The organism is Chryseobacterium sp. Mn2064 (assembly GCF_049319685.1).
Classification (GTDB): Bacteria; Bacteroidota; Bacteroidia; order Flavobacteriales; family Weeksellaceae; genus Chryseobacterium.
The window spans coordinates 757753-780722 of the sequence record NZ_JBMOUE010000001.1; the positions used below are offsets into that span (position 1 = coordinate 757753).

22 protein-coding genes are annotated in these 22970 nt (G+C 37.6%); 19 read left to right on the forward strand and 3 right to left on the reverse strand.

Features of this window, described 5'->3' with window-relative positions:
• Positions 1 to 42 precede the first annotated feature (42 nt).
• The 6 genes from ACL9RH_RS03260 to ACL9RH_RS03285 all read left to right on the forward strand — a co-directional run bounded on the left by ACL9RH_RS03260 (position 43) and on the right by ACL9RH_RS03285 (position 7326).
• Entirely contained in the window at positions 43 to 1494 is a 1452-nt protein-coding gene (locus ACL9RH_RS03260; protein WP_422691904.1) for a bifunctional 2-methylcitrate dehydratase/aconitate hydratase, read from the forward strand.
• Between the two features lie 100 nt (positions 1495 to 1594).
• The gene (locus ACL9RH_RS03265; protein WP_422691905.1) at positions 1595 to 3091 is read left to right on the forward strand and encodes a CoA-acylating methylmalonate-semialdehyde dehydrogenase; all 1497 of its coding nucleotides are present in this window, start codon (positions 1595 to 1597) and stop codon (positions 3089 to 3091) included.
• Between the two features lie 96 nt (positions 3092 to 3187).
• Positions 3188 to 4348, forward strand: coding sequence for an acyl-CoA dehydrogenase family protein (locus ACL9RH_RS03270; RefSeq protein ID WP_422691906.1), 1161 nt, complete (start codon positions 3188 to 3190; stop codon positions 4346 to 4348).
• A gap of 95 nt (positions 4349 to 4443) precedes the next feature.
• On the forward strand, positions 4444 to 5526 hold the full coding sequence (locus ACL9RH_RS03275; RefSeq protein ID WP_422691907.1) for an enoyl-CoA hydratase/isomerase family protein: 1083 nt from the start codon (positions 4444 to 4446) through the stop codon (positions 5524 to 5526).
• A gap of 101 nt (positions 5527 to 5627) precedes the next feature.
• Positions 5628 to 6512: a 3-hydroxyisobutyrate dehydrogenase gene (gene mmsB, locus ACL9RH_RS03280; protein ID WP_422691908.1), complete on the forward strand. Its 885-nt coding sequence runs from the start codon at positions 5628 to 5630 to the stop codon at positions 6510 to 6512.
• Positions 6513 to 6543: 31 nt separating this feature from the next.
• The gene (locus ACL9RH_RS03285) at positions 6544 to 7326 is read left to right on the forward strand and encodes an enoyl-CoA hydratase/isomerase family protein (protein ID WP_422691909.1); all 783 of its coding nucleotides are present in this window, start codon (positions 6544 to 6546) and stop codon (positions 7324 to 7326) included.
• Between the two features lie 99 nt (positions 7327 to 7425).
• Here ACL9RH_RS03285 and ACL9RH_RS03290 read toward each other — a convergent pair whose 3' ends face one another.
• The gene (locus ACL9RH_RS03290) at positions 7426 to 7887 is read right to left on the reverse strand and encodes an Lrp/AsnC family transcriptional regulator (protein ID WP_422691910.1); all 462 of its coding nucleotides are present in this window, start codon (positions 7885 to 7887) and stop codon (positions 7426 to 7428) included.
• Positions 7888 to 8766: 879 nt separating this feature from the next.
• Between ACL9RH_RS03290 and ACL9RH_RS03295 the strand changes: the two genes are divergently transcribed.
• From ACL9RH_RS03295 to ACL9RH_RS03310, 4 genes are all read left to right on the forward strand, one after another.
• Positions 8767 to 10563 carry a hypothetical protein gene (locus tag ACL9RH_RS03295; RefSeq protein ID WP_422691911.1) on the forward strand — a complete coding sequence of 599 codons (1797 nt, stop codon included), beginning with the start codon at positions 8767 to 8769 and terminating at the stop codon, positions 10561 to 10563.
• Positions 10564 to 10676: 113 nt separating this feature from the next.
• Entirely contained in the window at positions 10677 to 10883 is a 207-nt protein-coding gene (locus ACL9RH_RS03300; protein ID WP_422691912.1) for a hypothetical protein, read from the forward strand.
• A gap of 409 nt (positions 10884 to 11292) precedes the next feature.
• Positions 11293 to 12240, forward strand: a complete 948-nt coding sequence (locus ACL9RH_RS03305; RefSeq protein WP_422691913.1) for a helix-turn-helix transcriptional regulator — start codon at positions 11293 to 11295, stop codon at positions 12238 to 12240.
• Positions 12241 to 12871: 631 nt separating this feature from the next.
• Complete coding sequence (locus tag ACL9RH_RS03310) at positions 12872 to 13486, forward strand: DUF1062 domain-containing protein (RefSeq protein ID WP_422691914.1); 615 nt, start codon at positions 12872 to 12874, stop codon at positions 13484 to 13486.
• A 90-nt stretch (positions 13487 to 13576) separates the two neighbouring features.
• On the opposite strand, the gene ACL9RH_RS03315 is transcribed toward ACL9RH_RS03310, so the two are convergent.
• A complete protein-coding gene (locus ACL9RH_RS03315) occupies positions 13577 to 14503 on the reverse strand; it encodes a Dyp-type peroxidase (RefSeq protein WP_422691915.1) in 927 nt (308 codons plus the stop codon).
• 205 nt (positions 14504 to 14708) lie between these two features.
• Between ACL9RH_RS03315 and ACL9RH_RS03320 the strand changes: the two genes are divergently transcribed.
• Genes ACL9RH_RS03320 through ACL9RH_RS03360 form a run of 9 tightly spaced genes read left to right on the forward strand, consistent with a single transcriptional unit; the run spans position 14709 to position 21897 of the window.
• On the forward strand, positions 14709 to 15458 hold the full coding sequence (locus ACL9RH_RS03320; protein WP_422691916.1) for a sulfite exporter TauE/SafE family protein: 750 nt from the start codon (positions 14709 to 14711) through the stop codon (positions 15456 to 15458).
• Between the two features lie 19 nt (positions 15459 to 15477).
• On the forward strand, positions 15478 to 15720 hold the full coding sequence (locus ACL9RH_RS03325; RefSeq protein WP_422691917.1) for a MoaD/ThiS family protein: 243 nt from the start codon (positions 15478 to 15480) through the stop codon (positions 15718 to 15720).
• A 39-nt stretch (positions 15721 to 15759) separates the two neighbouring features.
• Positions 15760 to 16176: a molybdenum cofactor biosynthesis protein MoaE gene (locus tag ACL9RH_RS03330; RefSeq protein WP_422691919.1), complete on the forward strand. Its 417-nt coding sequence runs from the start codon at positions 15760 to 15762 to the stop codon at positions 16174 to 16176.
• A gap of 47 nt (positions 16177 to 16223) precedes the next feature.
• Positions 16224 to 17108, forward strand: coding sequence for a formate dehydrogenase accessory sulfurtransferase FdhD (gene fdhD, locus ACL9RH_RS03335; protein WP_422691920.1), 885 nt, complete (start codon positions 16224 to 16226; stop codon positions 17106 to 17108).
• Positions 17105 to 17455 carry a DUF7009 family protein gene (locus ACL9RH_RS03340; protein WP_422691921.1) on the forward strand — a complete coding sequence of 117 codons (351 nt, stop codon included), beginning with the start codon at positions 17105 to 17107 and terminating at the stop codon, positions 17453 to 17455. Before fdhD ends, ACL9RH_RS03340 begins: the two co-directional genes overlap by 4 nt.
• Before the next feature lie 21 nt (positions 17456 to 17476).
• Complete coding sequence (locus ACL9RH_RS03345) at positions 17477 to 19870, forward strand: FdhF/YdeP family oxidoreductase (protein WP_422691922.1); 2394 nt, start codon at positions 17477 to 17479, stop codon at positions 19868 to 19870.
• 19 nt (positions 19871 to 19889) lie between these two features.
• Positions 19890 to 20375, forward strand: coding sequence for a molybdopterin-dependent oxidoreductase (locus ACL9RH_RS03350; RefSeq protein ID WP_422691923.1), 486 nt, complete (start codon positions 19890 to 19892; stop codon positions 20373 to 20375).
• Positions 20376 to 20406: 31 nt separating this feature from the next.
• Positions 20407 to 21324, forward strand: a complete 918-nt coding sequence (locus ACL9RH_RS03355; protein ID WP_422691924.1) for a bestrophin family protein — start codon at positions 20407 to 20409, stop codon at positions 21322 to 21324.
• 24 nt (positions 21325 to 21348) lie between these two features.
• The gene (locus tag ACL9RH_RS03360) at positions 21349 to 21897 is read left to right on the forward strand and encodes a DUF488 family protein (protein ID WP_422691925.1); all 549 of its coding nucleotides are present in this window, start codon (positions 21349 to 21351) and stop codon (positions 21895 to 21897) included.
• 20 nt (positions 21898 to 21917) lie between these two features.
• Here the strand turns inward: ACL9RH_RS03360 and ACL9RH_RS03365 are convergent, their stop codons facing one another.
• Positions 21918 to 22961, reverse strand: a complete 1044-nt coding sequence (locus tag ACL9RH_RS03365; RefSeq protein WP_422691926.1) for a ThiF family adenylyltransferase — start codon at positions 22959 to 22961, stop codon at positions 21918 to 21920.
• Positions 22962 to 22970: the final 9 nt, after the last annotated feature.

Sequence of the window (22970 nt, forward strand, 5' to 3'; positions counted from 1 at the left end):
ACATACTATTTTCAATTAATAAAAATTTTCAACGATAAAAAAATGAGTTCACACATTTCAAACGAAAGACCACAACCGGACAAAGTATTAGTAGGCATTGCAGATTATGTATTAAACTATGAAATTAAAAACGATTTAGCCTGGAAGACCGCTCACTACTGTCTTTTAGATACAATCGGGTGTGGTTTGGAGGCATTAACGTACCCTGCCTGTACAAAATTGTTAGGCCCTGTAGTGAAAGGTACGGTAGTTCCAAACGGAGCAAAAGTTCCTGGTACACAATTTCAGTTGGATCCTATTCAGGCTGCGTTCAATATTGGAGCAATCATCAGATGGTTAGATTTCAATGATACTTGGCTGGCTGCAGAATGGGGACATCCATCTGATAATCTTGGCGGAATTTTAGCTACCGCTGACTGGTTGTCCAGAACCAATATTGCAGAAGGAAAAGCGTCTTTGAAAATGAAGCAGGTTTTAGAAGCAATGATCATGGCTCACGAAATTCAGGGAGTAATGGCTTTGGAAAACTCGTTCAATAAAGTAGGATTAGACCACGTACTATTGGTGAAACTTGCCTCTACTGCAGTAGTAGGAAAATTGATAGGATTAAACCGTGATGAAATCATCAATGCCGTATCACTGGCTTTTGTAGACGGACAATCTCTGAGAACTTACCGTCATGCACCTAATACAGGTTCACGTAAATCCTGGGCGGCAGGAGATGCTACATCAAGAGCAGTACGTCTTGCTCTGATTGCTAAAACAGGAGAAATGGGATACCCGTCCGTTTTAACAGCAAAAACATGGGGATTCTATGACGTTTCTTTCAAAGGAAATGAATTCAAATTCCAGAGAGATTACAGCTCTTACGTAATGGAAAATGTTTTATTTAAAATTTCTTTCCCTGCAGAATTTCACTCGCAGACAGCTGTAGAAGCAGCAATGACGTTAAATGCGACATTGAAAGGCCTTGGAAAAACAACAGATGATATTAAAAAAGTAACCATCCGTACGCATGAAGCAGCGATCAGGATTATTGATAAAAAAGGACCATTAAACAATCCGGCAGATCGTGATCACTGTATCCAATATATGGTTGCTGTACCCTTAATTTATGGAAGACTTACAGCTGCAGATTATGAGGATAATATCGCTTCAGATCCTAGAATCGATATTCTGAGAGATAAAATTGAATGTGTAGAAGATGTTCAGTTTACAACAGATTATCACGATCCGGAAAAACGTTCCATTGCCAATGCAATGACGATAGAATTAAATGACGGAACCATTCTGGATGAAATTGTTGTAGAATATCCTATCGGTCACAAACGTAGAAGAGAAGAAGGAATTCCTGAGCTTATCAAAAAATATAAGGTCAATCTTGCCCGTATTTTCCCTGAAAAACAGCAGAAAACGATTCTTGAACATTCATTGGAGTATGATACATTAGTCAATCTGAATGTTAATGAATTTGTTGATCTTTTAATCATTTAAAATGAAAAATGGAGAGTAAAAGGTTGAAAATGAAAAGAAAACGTCTAATGATGAATTCTGCATTTTCAACTTTAAACTCTTCGTAATCAACCGGAAAAATATGTCACAAAAAGTAAAAATATTAATCAATGGAAATTTTACAGAAAGCAAAACTAAAGAATATCTTCCTGTAGAAAACCCGGCTTCATTAGAAATTCTTGCAGAAGTTCCCCTTACCGAACTATCTGAGATAGACGAAGCCATTGAAGCCGCTAAAGAAGCCTTCAAAACCTGGAAAGAAGTAGCCACTCCCGAAAGAGCCCGATTATTTCTGAAATACCAGCATCTTTTAAAAGAAAATCAAAAAGAAATTGCAGAAATCTTATCCAGAGAAAACGGAAAAACCTTTGCTGATGCTATGGGTGACGTTTGGAGAGGAATAGAAGTAGTGGAACACGCCTGTAATATTCCTACCTTGATGATGGGCGAAACAGTAGAAAATGTTGCCAGAGGAGTAGATACTTACAGCTATATACAACCTCTTGGAGTGTGCGCAGGAATTACTCCTTTTAACTTTCCCGCGATGATTCCTTTGTGGATGTTTCCTATGGCAATCGCTTGTGGGAATACATTCATCTTGAAACCTTCGGAGCAAACTCCTATGACTTCCATGAAAATGGCAGAGCTGTTTTTAGAAGCAGGTTTCCCAAAAGGTGTTCTGAATATTGTTCACGGTTCCAAAGATCAGGTTAACCATATTCTGAATCATCCTGAAATTAAAGCGATCTCTTTCGTGGGTTCTGTTCCGGTTGCAGAACATGTGTACCGTACAGGAACCGACAATCTGAAGAGAGTTCAGGCTTTTGGTGGAGCAAAAAATCACATGGTTGTGATGCCGGATGCCAATAAAAATCAGGTGATCAATAATCTGGTAGGTGCCTCTTGTGGAGCGGCCGGTCAGCGTTGTATGGCTATCAGTGTTGCGGTATTGGTAGGAGAAGCTCAGAATTGGGTGGATGATATTAAAAAAGCATTAGGAACCATTAAGCCAGGGGTATGGTCTGATGAGTCTGCAGCATTTGGTCCTTTAATTAATAAACAATCTAAGGATAAAGTACTGAGATTAATCAAAAGTGCTTACGATCAGGGAGCTGATGTTCTTTTAGATGGAAGTGATACCAAAGTAGAAGGCTATGAAAACGGACATTTCGTAGGGCCTACATTATTCAGCAACGTATCTGTAGACATGGATATCTATCAGGAAGAAATTTTCGGACCTGCATTGCTTTTACTGAAAGCTGAAACACTAGATGAAGCCATCAGAATTATCAATGAAAACCCTTATGGAAACGGAACTTCCATTTTCACCAATTCCGGAGCTGCAGCAAGAAAATTCCAGCACGAGATCGAAGTAGGACAAATAGGAGTCAACCTTCCGATTCCTGTTCCATTGCCGTTTTTCTCTTTTACGGGATGGAGAAAATCATTTTTCGGAGATCTACATTCCTATGGAAAACAAGGAGTTCGTTTCTATACGGAAACCAAAACTATCACTGCCCGTTGGTTTGAAGAAGACGTACCGGGAGGTAACGTGAATATGACCATCAGTCTTAAATAATAGAAAACGGAAAGTTGGGCGGTAAAAATAATGTGCGTTTACTTTTCATCAAAGTTCAACTTTCCTTTTCATTCTTAATTTTATTACATCAATACTATGGAGTTTAATCTAAGTCAGGATCAGCTGGCATTTCAGGATGCTGCAAGAAAATTTGCTGAAAAAGAGCTTTTTCCCTACGCTTCCGAGTGGGATGCCGAAAAGAAATTCCCAAGAGAAGCCATTACCAAGGCCGGAGAACTAGGGTTCTGCGGTGTGTATACCAGTGAAGAAGCCGGAGGATTAGGATTATCACGACTGGATGCTGCCATTATATTTGAAGAATTGGCCGCAGCTTGCCCTTCCACTACAGCTTATATTACCATACATAATATGGTCGCTTGGATGATGGATGAATTTGGAAGCGATGAGATCAAAAAAGAACTGTGTCCGGATCTTGCAGCGGGAAAATTGTTGGGATCTTATTGTCTCACCGAGCCCGGTTCAGGTTCTGATGCTGCAGGTCTGAAAACCACTGCTGTAAAGAAAGGCAATAAATATATCATCAACGGAACCAAAGCCTTCATCTCCGGAGCCGGAGAAAGTGATATTCTAATTGTTATGGCCCGTACAGGGGAATCCGGAACAAAAGGAATCAGCGCATTTGCCGTTCATGCCAATACTAAGGGAATCAGTTTTGGAGAAAAAGAAAAAAAGCTGGGCTGGAATACACAACCTACACGTTTTGTATTTCTGGATCATGTGGAAGTTGATGAAAAATACCTTCTGGGAACATTAGGTGAAGGATTTAAAATTGCTCTTAAAGGGCTGGACGGAGGTCGTATCAATATTGGCACCTGTTCTGTAGGAGCTGCTCAGGGAGCTGTTAATCAGGCTCAGCGGTATATGCATGAAAGACAGCAGTTTGGCAAATCTCTGGCGCAGTTTCAGTCACTTCAGTTTAAAATTGCAGATATGGCTACAGAATTGGTTGCTGCCCGCCAAATGGTACAGTTGGCAGCCTTTAAGCTTGATTCTAAAGATGTAAATGCAACCACTTATTGTGCCATGGCGAAAAGGCTGGCTACTGATATGAGCTTTAATATATGTAACGAAGCGCTTCAGATATTAGGAGGATACGGTTGTACACAGGATTTTCCGGTGGAAAGGCTGATGCGTGATGCCAGAGTACATCAGGTTGTAGAAGGGACCAATGAAATTATGAAACTGGTGATTTCAAGAAAGATCCTCGAAGAAGGAGCTACTTTGCAAATAAGGTAATAAACGGATTGAAAAAGCGTGAGTTAAAGATTTATTGTATTTTGAATTCACAAATAGCTTTTAATTTCCAGATCAAATAAATTTTCAATTTAAAAATGAGTCTAATACTAACAGAAATAAAAAATAAAGTCGGAATTATCACTTTAAATTCTGAAAAAACACTCAATTCGCTGTCATTAGAGATGATAGAAGAACTGAAAGTTGTTTTAGATAGCTGGAAGATATCCGATGACGTAGCCTGTATATTCCTTCAGGGAGCAGGTGAGAAGGCATTCTGTGCAGGAGGAGATGTAAGAAAGCTGCACGATGCGATCATTGCTCAGCGTTCCATTGATCCTACAGAAGTTCCTCAGGACTGTTTCGATTTTTTCTCCAAAGAATATGAGGTAGATTATAGCATTCATACCTATCCAAAACCTGTTATTGTCTGGGGACACGGAATTGTAATGGGTGGTGGTATCGGTTTAATGGTGGGCGCATCCCATCGTATTGTTACCGAAAGAAGTAAGCTGGCCATGCCGGAAATTACAATCGGTTTATATCCTGATGTAGGTGGAACTTGGTTTTTGAATAAAATGCCTTCTGCTTATGGATTGTATCTGGGGCTAACGGGGGCAAGACTTGATGGAGCTGACTGCAAATTTTTAGGATTGGCAGATTATTATATCGAATCATCCTCAAAAGAAGCAATCCTCGATACACTTTTCAATACAGAATGGAATGAATCTCCTCATAAAACGGTTTCCACTATCCTTGAAAATATTTCGAAAGATACAGTCATTCCTGAATCTCAGGCGTCAATACATCATTCTTTTATCCAGCAGTTTGAGGGAGTCGAATCTTTGAATGAATTCAGAGAAATTTTAATTCCTCAAAAAGGTCAGGACGAATGGATCAATAACGGGATAAAGAGTTTTGAAGCCGGTTCACCAAGTTCAGCACACATTATTTTCAGACAGTTGAAAGAAGGGAAAGATCTAAGCTTAGAAGAAATTTTTCAATCCGAGCTGAATCTTTCATGCCAGTGCTGCATTCACCCCGATTTCGCAGAAGGAGTGAGAGCTTTACTGGTAGACAAAGATATGTCGCCAAAATGGACCCCGGCAACATTAGAAGAAATCACAGAAGAATGGATAGACTCCTATTTCTATGAGCTGAAAGTTGAAAACGGGAAGTAAATTTTAAAACAATTACAAAACGTATTTCATTCTTTGTCATGTGATAATCATTGGAAATTTCAAGTAATGATTACCAATTTTTAACTTTTAAACTAATAAAAATGTCAAATATAGCATTCATAGGATTAGGAAATATGGGTGGCCCAATGGCGGCTAACCTGGTGAAAAACGGTCATAGCGTTATAGGTTTTGACCTTTCGGAAATAGCCTTGCAAACTTTGAAAGAAGCTGGTGGACAGGTTGCAGATTCTGCTTTGGCCGCAGCCCAGGATGCCGATGTGGTCATATCGATGCTGCCTTCCGGAAAACACGTTGCAGAATTATATTGTGAAAACTTTATAAACAGCCTGAAACCTAATACACTTTTGATCGACAGCAGCACTATTGATGCGGTTACGGCCCGTTCTGTTGCAGAGCTTGCTATTTCAAAAGGATGTAAAATGATCGATGCACCTGTTTCAGGAGGAACTTCCGGAGCGCAGGCGGGAACTTTAACCTTTATCGTAGGAGGGAAGCAGGAAGATTACGAAAAAGCCAGACCGATTCTGAAGTGTATGGGACAGAATATATTCCACGCCGGGGAATCCGGGGCGGGGCAGGTGGCCAAGATCTGTAATAATATGTTATTGGCGATTCATATGATCGGAACTTCTGAAGCGATCAATCTGGGAGTGAGGCATGGTCTTAATCCTCAGGTTTTAAGTGAAATTATGCAGAAAAGTTCAGGAAAAAACTGGTCTCTCGATGTCTATAATCCTTACCCTGGTGTTATGGAAAATGCTCCAGCATCCAGAAATTATTCCGGAGGCTTTGCTGTAGATCTTATGACCAAAGACCTTGGATTGGCTGCAGAAGCCGGACTGGAAACAAAAACGTCTACTCCTCTTGGAAATACAGCCCTGAATTTATACAGAATGTGGAGCGGAGCCGGAAACGGAAAAATAGACTTTTCCAGTATTATTCAATTTCTTAACGCGGAAGCTTAAAAATTTTCAACCATTAACGATCAATTAAAACGTGAATTTCGAAACATTACTATATCAGCAAAATGGTCATATCGGAACTTTGACGATCAACAGACCACAGGCATTAAATGCCTTGAATGAACAGGTTTTAAAGGAATTAAAATCATTTGCCGACCAAATCAAGTCAGATAAAAGTGTACGGGTACTCATCATTACCGGATCAGGAGAAAAAGCATTTGTTGCAGGAGCCGATATTAAAGCGATGCAGGAAATGAATCCTCAAGAAGCAGAAGAGTTTTCCAAAGCTGCCCAAACCGCTTTTAATGCAATTGAAGGATTACCATTTGCCGTAATTGCTGCCGTAAACGGTTTTGCATTGGGAGGTGGATGCGAATTGGCATTATCCTGCGATATTATCCTAGCCAGCGAAAAAGCAAAATTTGGACTTCCGGAAGTAACCTTGGGGTTATTGCCTTGTTTTGGCGGAACCCAGCGTTTGCCTAGAGCAATTGGCCTCTACAAAGCGAGAGAAATGGTTTTCTCAGGAGAATTTTATTCAGCGCAAAGCTGTAAAGAGTTTGGTTTTGTGAATCAAGTTTTTGCTCCTGAAGAACTTCTGAATGAAACACTGAAACTTGCAGAAACCATTGCTTCCAGAGGTCCTGTAGCTGTTTCAAAGGCGAAACAGTCTTTAAATACAGGATTTGAAATGCATCTTACAGACGGATTGCGGCAGGAAGCTGTCTTATTTGGAGAACTGTTTATAACAGAAGATCATAATGAAGGTATTGGTGCGTTTGTAGAAAAGCGCAGCCCAAGCTTTACAGGAAACTAATTTCCAGTTGAAAATGGAAAATTGAATTCTAATAATGGTATTCCATTTTACTTTAGGTATGTAGGAAATCACTTTTCTCTTTCCATTTTCCATTTTCAACTATATGGTTATTCCATGATTATTCTTTACCTCTGCCATCACAAAAGTACTGTGGGTACTTCCTATAGAATCTACAGAGCCTAATTTGTTAAATACAAAGTCCTGATAATGTTTCATATCCCGAACCTGAACTTTCAATAGAAAATCAAAATCCCCGGAAATATTATAACATTCGGCAACTTCTTCAATTTCCAGAATTTCTTTTACAAAATCGTACCCTACAGATCGGTCATGAATTTTTAATTTGATCTGGCAGAAAATCGTAAAACCACGATTGAGCTTTTCCGCATCCAGAACGGCTGCATATCTTTTGACATAGCCTTCCTGCTCAAGTCTCTTTACCCTTTCAAAAACAGGAGAAGGGGAAAGGTTAACTTCTTTAGCCAGTTCTTTCACCGTTAGTTTTGCATTTTTTTGTAGCAGCCTGAGAAGCTGTACATCTTTATCGTCAAGTTGTTCCACAGAATTTTTTTCTTTTAGTTATAAAACAGTCAAATTTACGGAATAATATTCTTTTGATGACTATTTGAATAGTTTAATTTTCTTGATTTCTCATGTTTAATTGTTCTTTTATTCTGTGACTTTTAAAACAAAATTCTTTGATATGGATCTTAAAGCAATTGCTCAGAGTTCATACCTGATTATTAAAATATGAATTTATAAGAGATATTTTATGTAATTGTAATTTATTGGTTATTAATTATTTGCAAAGTATTACTCTATATCGGAAGTATCTTTGTCGTATGCTATATGAAGGCTGTAGGGTATGTGTAGCGTATCTGTTTTATTGGGCTGTTTTTTAAATAACTCTAATGTTGTGGCTAAGATTTCCAGCTATTAATATGTATTTTAAAAAGGCAGTTACAGTAGTTATAAAGGCATTTCAAAGGTCTCTTTTGTGGTGCACTTTTTACACCTTCAAGTATATCAGAGAATATATCTTATCTATATCTACAATTGCTTTTTATATAAAACAGAGATTTGTTACTGAAAAATACAGACGTTCCGCTATGATTATAGAAAAAGACTCTGTATGTCATTTCCCAAGAGTCAAAATTTTCTCAAGAATAAATTTTTATAATACAAGAGTTCGGCCTCCTCCTTTTTGAGACATAAAAGCGCAATAAACACTAAAGAAGAAATATACTGGTCTGCTCCTGATTTATAAGGACAGATTAAATCATTAATCATTCTAACATCAACAAGTATGAAAGAAAATTTCCGTCCTTCATTCTGAGGGTATATGCTCACTTAGTAATATATAAAGAATTTTTCAGGCTAAGCTTTAATAAAGAACTCAGCAATTGTTGATAGTGATCAAAAATAAAAAACTTAAAGGATATGAAAAAACATATAATGTTGTTTATCACAGGACTGATCTCGCTGTGGGTAAACGGCCAAGTGGGAATCAATACAGATAAACCTAATGCAAGCGCAGGATTACATATTTCTGAACGAAAAGATCCTACAAGTGCTACACCAGATAAATTTAACGGTCTTATTATCCAGCGATATACAACAGCAGAGCGTGATGCAAATTTTATACTAGGGACTTTAGAAGAAGGTTTAACCATATACAATACAGATGAAAAATGTTATAATTATTATCAGTCGGCATCTCAACAATGGCTGAGCCTGTGCGGAACCCTTGCACCTGCTGTATATACGGTAGACTGTTCCCAGATCAAGGTTTTTGGAACTTATACAGAAGGAACGGCTCTTAATAATACCAACTATGTACGTCTGCCGGTTACGGTAACTAAAACCGGAGCTTATCATATCGTGGGAAAAACCGCTAACGGCTATTATTTTGAAGAATCCGGAGTATTCTCAAATACCGGAACTTTTATGATTACACTAAACGGTTTTGGTGCGCCGATAGCCCCTACGCCTGTTCCTGGGGATCAGCTTGTAATGGTTTATAATGAGAGACAAGATGATTCTTGTACAAAATATATTAATCCTATTAAAGGAAAAACAGTCAGTTATGATATTGTATGTGATGGAATTTCTGTTAATGGAACCTATCTTACAGGAGCAGTATTAGATCCTGTTTCTAATACGGTTACCATACCAATTTCTGTTGAAACAATTGGACAGATTGCTATTACAACCACTTCCAACAATGGAATAAGCTTTAGTAGTAACGAAACTATAACAACCTCCAGTGATCATATTACCCTGCAGGGAGTAGGAACTCCTCAAAAAGTAGGAAAGTATACTTTTACCTTTAGCACCAATGGAGCCAATGTACAGACTTGTTCATTTACTATTACTTTTGATACCACTTTAGGAACTTTTACAGATCCTGTCGACCGTTGTTCCCAGATTTATGAGCTAGGTAAGATGGTAGATGGAGAATATTGGATAAAAAACAGCGCTTCTGACGCAACACCAGTAAAAACAGTTTGCGACATGACCCATGGTGGCTATACACTTTTATGGTCATTCTCTGAAAAAACACTTTACACAGGAGGAAATACAATCTATGGTATTGTTAATAATATGAAATTATCTGCCGGACTGAGTACTGATAGTGTTCAGAATTCTGTGACAACAGAGTCGGGAACAATAGTTTATGAGAATCACAGACTTGCCAATGCTACAATGCTGAATGTGAGAAGTACAAACCCGGGAGATTATAGAGTAAATATCACCGATAATCCTAAAGATCCTAAAGATATATGGAGTAATAGTAATTATTTTAATGCAAAACCAAGATCTTCTAGCTATGACTATATTTCCAGTGTAGGAGTTTCAACCTGTACAGGGAGCAATGTTCCTACTACCGGAAAACTCTTTGGCTATATTTATAATGGAACCACAAATACACAACAGTATAATGGGGTAAATTCCGGAAATGTCTGTCCTTATATCAATAATGGTGGATATGGAAGCCATTGGGATGCCGGAAACCGTATGAATGGGCTTATAACAGCTCCGGATGGGACTTCTATCAATGCTAATCAATATAATAATCTATTCGGATTTTTTGGTGAAACTGAGGTGAACCATCACTTTGGGAAATGTACTGCTGATGACAATAGCTTTGCAACAGTAAGATGCAGTAGCGGAAATTTAACTCCTCACTCGTTCAATAGCGGACAGGGACGCTATCTGCAGTGGTGGGTAAAATAGAATGTATAATCAGGGCGGGCTCACTGCCCTGACTTATAAATAAACCTGCATAAACATATCGAACATCTGAAATAAAAGAAACGCGCAACTTGTAATAGTATATTCTTTGAAATATGAAAAAAAACACAACATTTTTAGGACTTACAAAAAAGGAAATTTTATTAAAACTTGGTCAGGAGTTCAACTTTTATCCAGATAAAAAATGGAGTTATGTGCTCAAAATATTCTGGTATGGAAAGAAAAAAATATTGTATCTTACATTTGATGAATCCGATAAAGTGATCTCCCAATCTATTGAATCGAAATATGGAAAGATATAAAATAAGTAAGTATCTATTGATGAAAAAAGAACTTTTTTTCATTGAAATTCTGGAACTTTCTACTATGCTTTTTAAAAAAAAACATATTTTGAAAATACCGGATTATCAGAAGAAATATAATCTCAGTAATATTCGGATCGAGTTTCATTGTAAACTGAGCTTGAATATCGTGGGAAAATGGAGAAAAATATTTTTGGAGTGATAAACATGAGCCAGACTTGGTGCATGTAAGAATAGGATACTTAAAATGGAGATTGAATATTCTTTTTAGTCGTATGTTTTTTTGTAATATCCTGAAAATGATGAATTATATTGATTTTTATTTTAAAACTGTTTTTTAGAAGTAATATAAAATTGTTTTGCATAAGATTTGTGAAGGAGTTTATTTTGCTCGTAAAATTATTTATAAATGATGTTTCGTCAAATATGGGACTATATAACAAATAGGCATATCGCTCCCAACGCAGATCCTCTTGAGCGTATTGAGGCTCAGAGAATAAATGTGTTTGCATTTTTTATTGGAATAGTTTTGATTATTGATGGATGTAGAGATCTGTGGTTTGGACTTACTGCCAATTTCTACGGTTTATCATCATTAGGATTGTTCTATCTTTTTCTTTTCTTTTTTACAAAAGTTCGTTATAATGTATTTGTAATTTTATTCAATCTGGAGGTTTTTCTTTTCATGATCTTCTTTTTCTCTTCTACCACCGGTTTTGAAAATGGGTTGTCTTTATATTATTTTGTAATTATGCTGGCCTCACTGTTTGTATTTAATACAAAAAAGACGGTTTGGTATAATGCAATTGTGTACAGTACAGTTTTTATTCTGTTTAGTATCAGTCATTATCATGATTTTAGAATATTTACGATAGAAGGGGCAGATAGTATCATGTTTTCAAAAAACCAAAGACTGATTACTTTTTTACAGGTATTCCTTGGATTTATTATCCTTGGATATTTTATTGTAGCCAAGCAGTTTAAGATCATAGAACTCTATCGGAGAACCTTGAGAAGTGAAGATATTATTGCTGAAATGCGCATAAAACTTAACAGTAAAGATCAGGCAGACCTCGAAGGATTAGTAAAATTAGCAATGAATGACGATATTGCTTTTATTCCTAGAATAAAAAATGTCTTCCCAGATTTATATGATCATCTTATTCTTATCAACAAAGATATGACGGCTGATGAATTTAAACTTTGGGCACTCCTTAAACTTGGCTTCACAACAAAAGATATCGCAGAGTATAACCATCTTGCTGTACGCACTATTCAGACCAGAAAGAGTAGATTGAGAAAATCATTTGGTATTGCTACCGAAGTGGATTTATACAAATGGATTGATTCTATATAAGGAAATAAACCTTGATTATTAAAAAAACTGTTTAAACTTTTTATTTTCAATCACTTTATACACTTTAGAAAGTGTAAAGAAATATTGCACAATCAGGTTTACATCAGGAGAAAATATTCGATTTTCAACATCACTTTAGTATACTTCCTCTACACAAAGTATCTAACTTAAATAGCTTAAGTGTATAAAAATCTTTTTTGACTTTTATGGTTGAGTTTAATGGACTTTAAATTAAAGCAGAGAAAAACCTTATTGTTTTCACAAAATTTCTTACTTTTATCATAACCAAGAAAATAACTCGTTTTGAGAACGACTCTTAAACTTATTATAGCTTAATATCAGTCTTAGCAACCACAGGCTGATAATTCTTTCGTTCAGATAATTCTATCTGAGCAGGTTTTCATTTTCTCATATTATGTACTGTATTGTCCGCAAAGGCAAGTATATCTCTTGTTTCAGCTTTACCATCTTTATGATTATCATCTGAAATAAGCGGTTGGCTATAGTAGGAAACGGCTTGTAAAAACTGGCTTTATCCTATCTCTGGCTTTCCGGAAAATATATCTGTTGCTGTAATGCGTACATAATATGTGAAGAATTTCACAAAGAATAGTAAGCATAATGATAAGTAATGAGTATACAATATATATGGGAGATAAAAGCGAAAAACACTCCCTTTTTAAAAAAGAAATGCAACCACTGTAGTAGCGATAGATTTCAGTGTAGTGATAAATTCCGGTTGAATGCCCAAAAGAAAAACATTGATATATGGTTAATTTACCGTTGTGTACATTGCCAGAGTCGATATAATATGACCCTTTTTTCCAGGATAAGAACAGAAGCGATTGATAAAGATCTGTTTAATAAAATGTCAGAAAATGATATAGCGACAGCCTGGGAATATGCTTTTTCTCACAAAATAAGAAGAAAAAATAACGTTGAAGCCGATCTGGAAGCCGTTGATTACGATGTGATCTGTGATGAAATTTCAGTAGAAGATCTACCGGATTCAGACCGTGAAATGCTTACCATTGTTATTAAATCTCCTTTTGATTTTAACCTTAAAATATCTTTCGTAGTGAGAATAGGATTAAAACTTTCATCAGGCAAGTTAAACCGGTTGATTGAAATGAATGGGATCTTTGTACATGAAAAACCTTTACAAAGGAAATATAAGATGAAAAATGCAGACGAAGTCAGAATTCATGCTATGACATTAAAAAAGATACTTTCTGAAGGTAATTAAACCTGTTTTAATAGAAAATGGACCTCTTTTCAGTTAAAGCGGTCCGTTTCTATATAGAATTGTTGTAGATCGAAATTCCTGTATTTCGGTTTATGAAGAAAATTCATCCAGCATATCTGCCGAAGGAACAAAAAATAAAGTTCCCGTCTGAGCTGTACTGAAATCAAGAATTCTATCATAATTTCCTACAGGATCGCCAATGAACATATTCGTAAGCATTTTTTCAACAGTGCTGAAAGTGCTGGCATAGCAAATGAAGTAAGTACCCATCTCATTGGTAGAAACATTTCCAAATGGCATATTGTCCCTCACCACTTTAAAATCGTCACCTACATTGGCCAGAGCAATGTGAGAATTTTTAGGCTTTACATCATCATCCATCTCAATATCCTGTTCCTTCGATCTTCCGATAACTTTTTCCTGATCCTCTACAGAAAGAGATTTCCATGCATTCATATTATGAAGATATTTCTGCACAAAAAGATAGCTTCCTCCTTCATATTGAGGATCAGAATCTCCGATGATGGCAAAATAATCCCGGTCTTTTCCATGCGGATTTTCCGTTCCGTCCACAAAACCTAAAATAGATCTGCTGTCCCAATAGCGAAATCCCTGAACCTCAACAATACAGTCTGCAATCTCTTTCATAAAATCAGAAACCGTTGAAGCCATATCATAAGCAAGACTTTTTTCATCCGCGCGAATATGGAAATGCAGATCTCCGCGAGTGCTCACCGCTGTATGCTTGCTGCCTTTTATTTCTTCAAATTTTTTAAATTCTTTCGGTAAAGGCTTTGGAAGCTCCAGTTGCTGCCATGCTTCGTAGCCTATTCCTAAAACACAGCTTGCTTTGGCATCCGGAAATCGGTCCAGGGCAGAATTATTAAGATTTGTGATAAGGGCACAGATCCTCTGAAATACAGATTGTATGGTAGCAAGATCGGAATCCTTCTTAAAGTTCCAAACCAGAAAATAAGTATTGTTGTTAGGATAATCTGTGACGTTTTGGGAGTTCATACTTTTTGTTGTTTTGTTGATTGACATTTCTATTTTTCTAAGAATTTAATGTAATGAATGATAAAGTTATGACATTACTGGAGTCTTAAGATAAACAATTTATTATATTTTTTCATAAATCATAAAGCAGACTTTTATCTTTCACAGGGTAAGCAAGCTATAAAATGAGTATTATTGTAATAAGATTCACCTTCAACAAAATACTATGGGACATTGGGAAATTTTTCTGTTCTTTTTAATCATTGCTTTTGTATACTCATCCGTAGGATTTGGCGGCGGCTCCAGTTATCTCGCTGTATTGGCGATGTATAGCCTGCCATATCAGGAAATCCGTTTAACGGCCCTTATATGTAATGTAATCGTAGTCGTAGGAGGAGTGTATATCTACCTTAAAAATAAGCAGATCGATTGGAGAAAAGTACTCCCCATTACACTTATAAACGTTCCAATGGCTTTTTTAGGAGCAATCGTAAAAATAAAACAGGAAACCTTCTTTCTGATCCTGGGAATTACACTCATCATTGCCGCAGTATTGTTATGGATAAAAACCGATGGCAAAAATGAAGTGATCATTACAGAAAACCCAAGATTTTCAATCGTAAGAAACAGCTTTTTAGGAGGTGGAATAGGCTTTTTATCAGGATTAGTAGGAATTGGGGGCGGAATTTTTCTTTCTCCCCTTCTGAATTTAATGAAATGGGACACTCCCAGAAAGATTGCCGCAACGTCAAGTGTTTTCATATTGGTGAATTCAATTTCAGGAATTTTTGGTCAATTATCAAAACTATCGGTTGGGATGGATTATCTCAGAATTGTAAGTCTATGTCTTGCGGTGCTGATTGGCGGGCAGATCGGTGCAAGAATGTCCCTGAAATGGAACCCTTTAATTATCAAAAAAATGACCGCTGTTCTTGTATTGGTCGCAGGGGTAAATGTTTTAATAAAATACTGGTAGAATCAATTTAAAAGAGAAAATGAAACTTAAAATACTAGCGTTCGGAATTACCAAAGATATTTTCGGAACATCAGAAAAAGAAATGGAAACAGAAGATAACTTAAATGCAGGACAATTGAAAAAACTATTAGAAGAACGTTTTCCAGACCTGAAAAAGCTGAAATCTTACTTCATAGCACTGAATGAAGAATATGCAGAAGATCATCAGATCATTTCAGAAACCGACGAAATTGCCGTTATTCCACCGGTAAGTGGCGGCTAGATGGAAAATCTTGGGTTTCACATAAAAAACAAAAATAAAATGATTGATATTAAAATAACAGACGTTCCCCTCAATATCACAGAATGTCTGGCTGCAGCTCACGACCTCAGCAGTGGAGGTATCGCCACCTTTATAGGAACGGTTCGGAATGTGACCAAAAACAAACCTGTAATCCGACTTGAATACGAATGCTACCAGTCTATGGCCGAAAAAGAAATAAAAAAGGTTGTAGAACAGGCAATTTCTATATTTTCGGTTCGTAACGTTGTTGTTCATCATCGCGTAGGAACTTTATTTCCTGGTGATGCGGCGGTGATGATTGTTGTAAGCGATGGACATAGAGATGCGGTTTTTGACGCCTGCAAATACATTATAGACACCATAAAACAGACTGTCCCCATTTGGAAAAAAGAAATTTTTGAAGATGGAGAAGAATGGGTTTCTGCTCACCCATAATTTCAAGAACGAAAATTCGTATATTTACTATACCAGATTATTCAGCTATGAAAACCAATCTATTAGAAACTCAGTCTGTGCGGCAGATCGATATTATCAAAATAAAAGATAACAGCAGTTTTCCTTATACTGATGATGTTTCTGTAGAAGAACCCCTGGAGATCAGGATTTCCTATGGTGTTGGAAATCAGAGAGAGTATAAAAATATATCCGTTACCATGAGAACTCCCGGTCATGATGCTGAACTTGCGGTAGGCTTTCTCTTCACAGAAGGAATTATTTCCCGATATCAGCAGATCAAAAAAATAGATCATCCCCAAGCTGAATGTTCTAAAAACCGGGAGAATATCATCGAAGTGGAACTGGCAGAAGACTGTATTCCGCATCTGATGAACGCAGACCGTAATTTCTATACCACTTCCAGCTGTGGAGTTTGCGGAAAAGGGTCCATAGAATCTATAAAAACGGTAAGTTCTTTTCAAAATATTGAACGGAAAAAGCAATCTGTTACGATTGAAACATTGTACCAATTGTCAGGAAATCTACAGGAGTTTCAGAACAATTTCAGTGCAACAGGAGGAATTCACGCTTCAGGAATTTTTGACTTCAACGGAAATCTGCTTGCTGTAAGAGAAGATGTAGGCAGGCACAATGCATTGGATAAACTGATAGGTCATACCTTATTTACAGAACAGCTTCCACTACAAGATATTATTTTAGTATTAAGTGGAAGAGCCAGCTTTGAATTGATTCAGAAAGCTGCTATGGCAGGAATTTCTATGGTGGCAGCAATAGGAGCACCATCCAGTCTGGCAGTAGATTTGGCTAAAGAATTTGATATAACACTTCTAGGATTTCTCAGGGATAATAGATTGAATATATATAACAAAAGCAACTTTCACGATATTATTACAAAACAACAAACCCCATGAAAATAAGAATCAAAGACAACTCTATAAGATTTCGTTTAACCCAATCAGAAGTTTCAGAATTAGGGACTAACGGAATGGTTTACAGTGTGACCCAATTTGTTGAGAAAGCTTTTATCTATGCAATAGAAAGAACAAATGACGACGTTCTCTCTGCTTCCTTTATCGAAAACAAAATTGTTCTGAAAATGCCGGTTAATATGATTGAAGAGCTGGTTTCTACAGATACAGTAGGTTTTGATGGCGAAGTAGGAATGGTAAAATTGTTGGTGGAAAAGGATTTTGTATGTATCGACAATACTGTGGAAGATCAGAGTGACAATTATCCGAATCCCAATCTTACATGTTAATCACTTTACAAAATAAAGGGTATGGAAGAAAATAATAAAAAGAAGGTAGAAGAAGAAATCAGCAAGGAGCCCAGCGCTGAAAACCCCTTCACTTTACTCAAACTTAAACTGACACACGTAGAGAAAGCAGCAGCGGGAGTACCGGCAGTGATGGCTGCTTTTAGTGATTTAATAGAAGAAAAAACACCTGTCCGGGGAATGAGGGCTCTATTTAAAATGAATCAGATGGGGGGCTTCGACTGCCCAAGCTGTGCATGGCCAGACCCAGATGATGAGCGATCTGCTCTTGGTGAATATTGTGAAAACGGAGCAAAAGCTCTGGCTGAAGAAGCTACAACCAAAAGAGTAACCCCCGAGTTTTTCAGACAAAACTCCGTATACGATCTTGCAAAATTAGATGACTATCAGATCGGAAAAATGGGACGTCTTACCGATCCTATGTATTTGGCTCCGGGAGCGACTCACTATGAACCCATAAGCTGGGATCATGCTTTTCAAAAAATAGCGGAGCATTTCAATGCCTTGGAATCACCTGATGAAGCCGCTTTTTACACCTCCGGACGTACTAGTAATGAAGCGTCATTTGTTTATCAGTTATTTGCCAAAGAATTTGGAACCAATAATATGCCCGACTGCTCCAATATGTGCCATGAAACCTCCGGATCAGCTTTACGGCCTACCATAGGAATTGGTAAAGGAACAGTAACTCTGGATGATTTTCATAATGCTGAACTTATCATTATTATAGGACAAAATCCGGGAACCAATGCCCCGAGAATGATGAGTGCTTTAGCAAAAGGGAAAAAGAACGGAGCTAAGATCATTGCTGTCAATCCTTTACCCGAAGCTGGATTAATGGGATTTATTGATCCTCAGAATGTAAAAGCAATTCTTAAAGGTGGAGTACAGCTTGCAGACCTTTATCTACCTGTAAAGATCAATGGTGATATGGCTTTACTGAAAGCGCTGGAAATTATTTTAATTGAATTGGAAAAGAAAAATCCTGGGAATGTTTTTGATGAAGAATTTATCAGAGACAAAACAGTAGGTTATGAAGAATTTCTCAAACAGTTTGATCATTATAAGCTGGACGACTTGGCTGAACTTTCAGGCGTTTCCAAAGAAGCTCTCTATCAGGCCGCAGAAATGATTGCCCATAAAAAACGAATCATTATCAGCTGGGGAATGGGACTTACACAGCAGCCCAACGGTGTAGATATGATCCGGGAGATCCTGAATATTCTTCTATTGAAAGGAAGTATAGGGAAGCCAGGAGCGGGAGTATGCCCTGTGCGTGGTCACAGCAATGTGCAGGGAAACAGAACCATGATGATCGACGAAAAACCTACCGATGAACAGCTTGACCGTCTTGAAAATTTATATGGCTTCAAAGTTCCCCGCCAACATGGGTATGATGTAGTACGGGCCATAAAAGCCATTCATGAGGAAAAAGTAAAAGTGATGTTCTGTATGGGCGGTAATTTCCTTTCTGCAACTCCGGATACTACTTTTACGGCTCATGCATTACGGAGACTCAATCTTTTGGTATGTGTTTCTACAAAGCTCAACCGGACTCATCTTGTGCATGGTAAAGAAGCCCTTATTCTGCCAACTTACGGTAGAAGTGACAAAGATATCGTAAATGGAGAAGTACAGATTGTAAGCACTGAGAACTCGATGGGAGTTGTTCAAAGCTCAAAAGGAATGCTGGACGCTGTATCCGATAATCTGATCAACGAAACCCAAATCGTATGCCGTATGGCGATGGCTACTTTAGGAAGCCGGTCTGTAGTTAACTGGCAGCGTTATCATGACAGTTACGATGCAGTAAGAGATGATATTGAACAATGCATCCCCGGATTTACAGATTATAATGTACGCGTCAGACAAAAAGGTGGATTTTATCTTCCGAACGGAGCCAGAGATGAGCAGCGTTTTTCCAAAGAACTTGGAGGACGTGCACCATTTACTTTAACGGAAATTCCTGATAATACCCTTGCTTCTGATGAATATATGATGGCGACCACCCGTACTCATGATCAGTTTAATACAACTATTTACGGATTGGATGACAGATACCGCGGAATTAAAAATGAACGCCGCGTCATCTTTATGAATCAGAAAGATATTGATAAGGCAGGATTTAAAGCAGGTGATAGAGTAGATCTTTACAATTATGACGACGGAATAGAAAGAGTTGCTCCTCTGTTTATCATTGTTTCTTATCAGATTCCTGAAAAAAATACAGTGACCTATTTTCCCGAAACCAATGTTTTGGTCTCTGTAAATAATGTCGTAAAAGAAAGCAATATGCCTGCTTCTAAATATGTTAAGATTAAAATAAAAAAACACGATCCCGAAGTGTATAAAAAAGTAGATGAAATGCTTTATCGGGGAGCCATTCAAAGACCATAATTATCATTAATATTGTACTATGAAAAAAATACTGCCTGTAGTTCTTCTGTTCCTCTCCGGTTGGGCATTCTGTCAGTCCGGTTTTAAACTGAAGGTAAACGGCGAGGTTTCAAAACCTTTAGAACTGAGTTTGGCTGATCTTTCAAAAATGCCGAGAAAAGAAGCTTCATTAAAAGACAAAGACGGGAATGTTCATCTATATTCCGGTGTTTCCGTTCAGGAAATTCTTGCAAAAGCGGGAGTTCCTTCAGGTAAAGAACTTCATGGCGAAAACCTTTCAAAATATCTTTTGGCCAAATGTGCAGACGGATATCAGGTATTATTTTCGTTGGCAGAGCTTGATGCTTCTATTGCAGACAAAAATGTGATCGTGGCTGATACTGTAGATGGAAAGCCCTTGCCGGAATCTAAAGGTCCGCTTCGTATTATTGCAGAAGGAGAAAAAAAACCGGCCCGCAGTTCTTACCAGCTGGAATCTTTGATCGTAGGACAGATTAAAAAATAAAATTTTAGATAAGGACTTAACAAAAGAAAGTATGATTATAAGGAAGAAGGAAAATTGGTTCAAAATGCTTTTTGTTTGGCATGGCTCTGTATTGCCGAGGTTGTTGCCGCGTCTTTTTTTACTTTTTATTCTGTCATTAGGGGTTGTATATCTGCGTGGGATGATTTTCTCATTTAAAGTTCCTCTTAATCCGGCTCCGCTAACCCTGTTTGGTTTTGTACTTGCCCTGTTTTTAGGATTCAGGAATAATGCAAGCTATGACAGGTTTTGGGAAGGAAGAAAACTGTGGGGAGCCTTATTGAATACTTCCAGATCGTTGACCCGTCAGGTTTTAACTTTAAAGAATACTAAAAAAACCAGTCTTTTGCCCTCCGATTTTATCAACCTGCTTGGGGCTTTTATTTTTGCGTTAAAACATCAGCTTAGAGGAACAGATGCTTATGAAGACTTACAACAAAGGCTTCATGAATACCAAATGAAAGTTGTTGCCGCGGCAAAATACAAACCTGCAGTCATTATGCGTTTATTGGGAGAATGGGTGCAGAAGGCTAGGGAAGAGGAAATTATAGATTCTATTCAGCAATCCCGTTTTGATGAGAATTTTGACAAGCTGTCCGATATTGTGGGAGGCTGCGAAAGAATTGTTTCCACTCCTATCCCTTATAGCTATCGGGTTTTATTACATCGTACAGTATATATTTACTGTTTTCTTTTACCTTTCGGGTTGGTAGATTCATTGAGGTGGTTTACGCCGCTTATTGTAGTATTTGTTGCCTATACATTTGTCGCCTTTGAAGCCATAGCGGATGAAATTGAAGAGCCATTCGGTACAGAAGCGAATGATCTGGCCCTGAACAGCATGAGTGTTATGATTGATGAAACGATTCATGAAATGGCAGGAGAAAAGATTTCCAATACTCAGAAGCAGGTACAAAATATCATAGACTGATTTTTGGACAAAAAGGAAAATTGCATGGAATCTTTAGAAAAACCGTTGATTTATACTATTGGGCACTCTGTTCATCCTTTGGAATATTTTGTTGAAATGCTGAAATCATTTGATATTGAAGTATTGGCAGATGTAAGGAGGTTTCCGGGATCGAAGAGATTTCCCTGGTTTAGCAAAGACAATCTGCAAAAAGTTTTACCAGAGAATCATATTGAATATATCCATCTGGAAGAATTGGGCGGACGAAGGAAAGTACAGCCCAACTCAGTAAACAGCCGGTGGAAAAACGAGTCTTTTCGTGGGTATGCCGATTATATGCAAACCAAAGAGTTTAGTAAGGCTATTGAAAAGCTTGAACATATTGCAATGAAGAAAGCAACAGTTTTGATGTGCTCCGAAGCTGTGTGGTGGAGTTGCCACCGATCTATGATCTCAGACTATCTTAAAGCAAAAGGCTGGGAGGTTGAACATATCATGAATATCGGAAAGAAAGAAGAACATCCCTATACTTCACCGGCAAGAATTCGCGATGGGAAGGTGTTTTATTCTGACGAAAGTTTATTTGACGAATAAAATGCTATTACTAAATATTTTTAATGAATTATTTTACTTATTCCATCTTTTAAAGAAAATATTTCTTTGTCAGGGAATGCTTTTATAGCGGTTCGGGCTGCTTCCAGGCTTCTTTTTCCGGAAAGACAGTAAAAAACAATGGGATTGGTAATACAGGAAATATGATGGAAGTACTCCTGTAATTCATCCAAAGGAATATTTTTTCCGCCAATATTAAAATTTTCGTGTTCCTGCTGAGTACGCACATCTATTATTTCAAAGTGATTTTTGTCTGCCTGTGTCAACCGTTCAAAAGTAATATTCGGAATCGTCTGAGGTAAGTCTGTAATTTCGTTTGTCGTTTTTTTAAGCTTAATTATCTGCGTTTTGCCGCTCAAAACATTCATCATCCATAGTTTTCCTGATAAAATATCTTCCGAATGTGTTAAATATTTAATGGCTTCGTTAGCCTGCATACAGCCTACAATTCCTGCGAGGGAAGGAAGAACACCTCCTTCTCTGCAATTGGGAACCTGGGCATTTTCTACATCGGGGAAAACATCTCTATAATTGGGAGAATAAGTGCCATCCGGCTGCAAAACGTTCCAGATGCTGACTTGCCCTTCATGTTGATAGATAGCTCCGTATACCAGAGGTTTTCCTGTAAGTACACAGGCATCATTCAGTAAACATTTGGTTTCAAAATTGTCGGTTCCTTCAATGATCAGATCAAACTCTGAGATCAGATCCAAAACATTTGACGAGGAAATTCTCAATCGATAAGGAATAACAGCTACAGATGGATTTTGTAACTGAAGTTTTTTTGCCGCAACATCAACTTTTAAAAGACCAATATCCTCAGGAGTATATAAGATCTGACGGTGAAGATTGCTTAAAGAAACATGATCATCATCCGCAATACCAATGGTTCCTACTCCTGAAGAAACGAGATATTGTGCGCAGGGGCAACCAAGCCCTCCCATTCCTACAATAAGAACTTTCGCATTTTTAAGCAGTTCCTGCGATGCAGTTCCAAAACCTGGTAAAGCAATCTGACACTGATAGCGTTCCAATGATGTATCCATAACCATTCT

Bases quoted from the DNA above. Each gene is read 5' to 3' on its own strand.
- mmsB (WP_422691908.1), top strand. From the start codon at position 5,628: ATGTCAAATATAGCATTCATAGGATTAGGAAATATGGGTGGCCCAATG.
- ACL9RH_RS03360 (WP_422691925.1), top strand. From the start codon at position 21,349: ATGGAATCTTTAGAAAAACCGTTGATTTATACTATTGGGCACTCTGTT.
- ACL9RH_RS03355 (WP_422691924.1), top strand. From the start codon at position 20,407: ATGATTATAAGGAAGAAGGAAAATTGGTTCAAAATGCTTTTTGTTTGG.
- ACL9RH_RS03325 (WP_422691917.1), top strand. From the start codon at position 15,478: ATGAAACTTAAAATACTAGCGTTCGGAATTACCAAAGATATTTTCGGA.
- ACL9RH_RS03345 (WP_422691922.1), top strand. From the start codon at position 17,477: ATGGAAGAAAATAATAAAAAGAAGGTAGAAGAAGAAATCAGCAAGGAG.
- ACL9RH_RS03330 (WP_422691919.1), top strand. From the start codon at position 15,760: ATGATTGATATTAAAATAACAGACGTTCCCCTCAATATCACAGAATGT.
- ACL9RH_RS03365 (WP_422691926.1), bottom strand. From the start codon at position 22,961: ATGGATACATCATTGGAACGCTATCAGTGTCAGATTGCTTTACCAGGT.
- ACL9RH_RS03305 (WP_422691913.1), top strand. From the start codon at position 11,293: ATGATGTTTCGTCAAATATGGGACTATATAACAAATAGGCATATCGCT.
- ACL9RH_RS03260 (WP_422691904.1), top strand. From the start codon at position 43: ATGAGTTCACACATTTCAAACGAAAGACCACAACCGGACAAAGTATTA.
- ACL9RH_RS03300 (WP_422691912.1), top strand. From the start codon at position 10,677: ATGAAAAAAAACACAACATTTTTAGGACTTACAAAAAAGGAAATTTTA.
- ACL9RH_RS03340 (WP_422691921.1), top strand. From the start codon at position 17,105: ATGAAAATAAGAATCAAAGACAACTCTATAAGATTTCGTTTAACCCAA.
- ACL9RH_RS03270 (WP_422691906.1), top strand. From the start codon at position 3,188: ATGGAGTTTAATCTAAGTCAGGATCAGCTGGCATTTCAGGATGCTGCA.
- ACL9RH_RS03295 (WP_422691911.1), top strand. From the start codon at position 8,767: ATGAAAAAACATATAATGTTGTTTATCACAGGACTGATCTCGCTGTGG.
- fdhD (WP_422691920.1), top strand. From the start codon at position 16,224: ATGAAAACCAATCTATTAGAAACTCAGTCTGTGCGGCAGATCGATATT.
- ACL9RH_RS03315 (WP_422691915.1), bottom strand. From the start codon at position 14,503: ATGAACTCCCAAAACGTCACAGATTATCCTAACAACAATACTTATTTT.
- ACL9RH_RS03275 (WP_422691907.1), top strand. From the start codon at position 4,444: ATGAGTCTAATACTAACAGAAATAAAAAATAAAGTCGGAATTATCACT.
- ACL9RH_RS03265 (WP_422691905.1), top strand. From the start codon at position 1,595: ATGTCACAAAAAGTAAAAATATTAATCAATGGAAATTTTACAGAAAGC.
- ACL9RH_RS03320 (WP_422691916.1), top strand. From the start codon at position 14,709: ATGGGACATTGGGAAATTTTTCTGTTCTTTTTAATCATTGCTTTTGTA.
- ACL9RH_RS03310 (WP_422691914.1), top strand. From the start codon at position 12,872: ATGAGTATACAATATATATGGGAGATAAAAGCGAAAAACACTCCCTTT.
- ACL9RH_RS03350 (WP_422691923.1), top strand. From the start codon at position 19,890: ATGAAAAAAATACTGCCTGTAGTTCTTCTGTTCCTCTCCGGTTGGGCA.